This window comes from Neisseria sp. P0021.S005, from assembly GCF_051956955.1.
The window spans coordinates 1-2,445 of record NZ_JBQCWY010000463.1; the positions used below are offsets into that span (position 1 = coordinate 1).

3 protein-coding genes and 1 pseudogene are annotated in these 2,445 nt (G+C 48.3%); 2 read left to right on the forward strand and 2 right to left on the reverse strand.

Annotated elements, in window-relative coordinates:
• A pseudogene (locus ACTHUE_RS15605) lies at nt 1–146 on the reverse strand (ATP-binding protein); the annotation flags it as partial.
• Nucleotides 147–214: 68 nt separating this feature from the next.
• Nucleotides 215–751, reverse strand: a complete 537-nt coding sequence (locus ACTHUE_RS15610; protein WP_070583356.1) for an RNA pyrophosphohydrolase — start codon at nt 749–751, stop codon at nt 215–217.
• 328 nt (nt 752–1,079) lie between these two features.
• Between ACTHUE_RS15610 and ACTHUE_RS15615 the strand changes: the two genes are divergently transcribed.
• The gene (locus tag ACTHUE_RS15615; RefSeq protein WP_070646723.1) at nt 1,080–2,219 is read left to right on the forward strand and encodes a polyamine ABC transporter substrate-binding protein; all 1,140 of its coding nucleotides are present in this window, start codon (nt 1,080–1,082) and stop codon (nt 2,217–2,219) included.
• Nucleotides 2,220–2,326: 107 nt separating this feature from the next.
• Nucleotides 2,327–2,445: ACT domain-containing protein (locus ACTHUE_RS15620; protein WP_440423941.1), on the forward strand; the 119-nt coding region annotated here is incomplete at its 3' end.

Below are 2,445 nucleotides of genomic sequence, written 5' to 3' on the forward strand. Positions count from 1 at the left end.
GCCTCGTCCGCCGCGTTATCAATCACTTCCTGACAGATATGGGTCGGGCTGTCGGTACGGGTGTACATACCGGGACGTTCTTTGACCGGCTCCAAGCCTTTGAGGACGGTAATGCTGGATTCGCTGTATTGATTGTTTTTAGCCATAGGAATGATGTAAAGGCCGTCTGAAAGGATGAAAAACAACGCTTTCAGACGGCCTGAAAGCGTTTGGGTTATAGGTTTTCTATTGGATTGCGACGGATAAAGTCTTCATAGCTTTCTATGCCGCGCAAGAAACGGGAGAGTTCGGTCAATGCGTCCAAATACACGCCGCGCTTGAAGTCGATGACTTCGTCAACCGGCGCCCAGTATTGGTGCCAACGCCAGCCGTCGAATTCAGGATGGTGGCAGGCGCGGAGGTTGACGTCGCTGTCGCGGCCGACCAAACGCAAAAGATACCAAATCTGTTTTTGTCCGCGATACGAACCGCGCCATTCGCGCCGCACCCAGTGGCTGGGCACGTCATAACGCAACCAGTCGCGTGTACGGCCAACGATTTTGACATGTTGCGGCAGCAGGCCGACTTCTTCGTACAACTCGCGGTACATGGCGGTCTCAGGGCTTTCGCCCGGCTTGATGCCGCCTTGCGGAAATTGCCATGAATGTTCGCGTACGCGTTTGCCCCAAAAGACTTCGTTACGTTCGTTAATCAGGATAATACCGACATTGGGGCGATAGCCTTCTCTGTCTAACACGGTGTCGCCCTTCATTAAATTCAATCGTGCAATTTTCCCACAAATTGGGCGGTTTTGACAAATCTTGAGGTCGTCTGAATAAGCCCACAGTTTTTTCCAGACGGCATGAAACCGTTTCTGAAAAAATGTTGTTTATGAATAAAACCATAGCTTCAGGCCGTCTGAAAAATGAAATTTTTTTCTGCTTTAAGGTCTTGCATTCAAAAGCTTTTTGCCGTTTAATGCAAACCTTGCTGAATCAAGGGCAAAGGACACATGCCGGCCGCCCCCACAGTTTCCCTTTTGTAAGTGGCATCTGCCACCGCTGCAATATTTTTACCCCCCGAACAAAAGGTCTGAAACCATGAAAAAATCTTTGATGGCGGCGGCAATTGTGAGCCTCGTCTTGACTGCGTGTAGCGGTGGAAAAGAAACCGCCGCAGAATCTTCCGCATCTCAAACTTCTTCTTCCCAAACTGATAAACTCAATATCTATAACTGGTCGGATTATGTCGATCCGGCCACGCTGTCTGCGTTTGAAAAAAATACGCATATCAACGTCCGCTACGATTACTACGACAGCAACGAAGCGCTGGAAGCCAAGCTGCTGACCGGCAAGTCGGGTTATGACCTGGTTGCGCCGTCTATTGCCAATGTCGGCCGCCAGATTAAAGCCGGCGCGTATCAAAAAATCGACAAATCGCAAATTCCCGATTACGCCAATATCGATCCCGATTTGTTGAAAATGATGGAAACCGTCGATCCGGGCAACGAATATGCCGTCCCTTATTTCTGGGGCATCAATACGCTGGCGATTAACAAGCAGCAGGTTCAAAAGGCGTTGGGTACGGATAAGTTGCCTGAAAACGAATGGGATTTGGTGTTTAACCCTGAATACACCCAAAAATTGAAATCCTGCGGCATCAGCTATTTCGACAGCGCCATCGAGCAAATTCCTTTGGCTTTGCATTATTTGGGCAAAGATCCGAATAGCGAAAACCCTGACGACATCAAAGCCGCAGTCGATATGATGAAAAAAGTGCGTCCCGACATCAAACGCTTTACCTCGTCGGGCTATATCGATGATATGGCGGCCGGTAATCTTTGCGTATCGGTAGGCTATGGCGGCGACCTCAATATTGCCAAAACCCGTGCCAAAGAAGCCGGAAACGGCGTCGAAGTCGAAGTATTGGCGCCGAAAAGCGGCGTCGGTATTTGGGTGGATTCGCTGATGATTCCGCGTGATGCGCAAAATGTGGCTAATGCACACAAATACATCAATCACACGCTCAATCCGGAAACAGCGGCCAAAAACGGCAACTATGTGACTTATGCTCCGGCCAGTCGTCCGGCGCGTGATTTGATGGATGAAAAATACACTTCTGACGAATCGATTTTCCCAAGTAAAGAATTGATGGAAAAAAGCTTCATTGTCTCCCCTAAGTCAACCGATGCGAGCAAACTCAGCGTTCGCCTGTGGCAGGCTTTGAAAGCAGGGCGATAATCAAAATTGAAATTTGAATACTCAGGCCGTCTGAAACAGTTTTTCAGACGGCCTGAGTGTTATAATTGTCAACACTTTTCAAATATACTATAAGGAGAAACAGCGTTATGAACAATTCAGTCATCACCGTCATCGGTAAAGACCGTGTGGGCATTGTGTACGACGTTTCCAAAATTTTAGCGGAAAACCAAATCAATATTCTCAACATCAGCCAACAGCTGATGGA

Excerpts from the sequence above, each read along its gene's own strand:
- ACTHUE_RS15615 (WP_070646723.1), top strand. The coding sequence starts at position 1,080 with ATGAAAAAATCTTTGATGGCGGCGGCAATTGTGAGCCTCGTCTTGACT.
- ACTHUE_RS15610 (WP_070583356.1), bottom strand. The coding sequence starts at position 751 with ATGAAGGGCGACACCGTGTTAGACAGAGAAGGCTATCGCCCCAATGTC.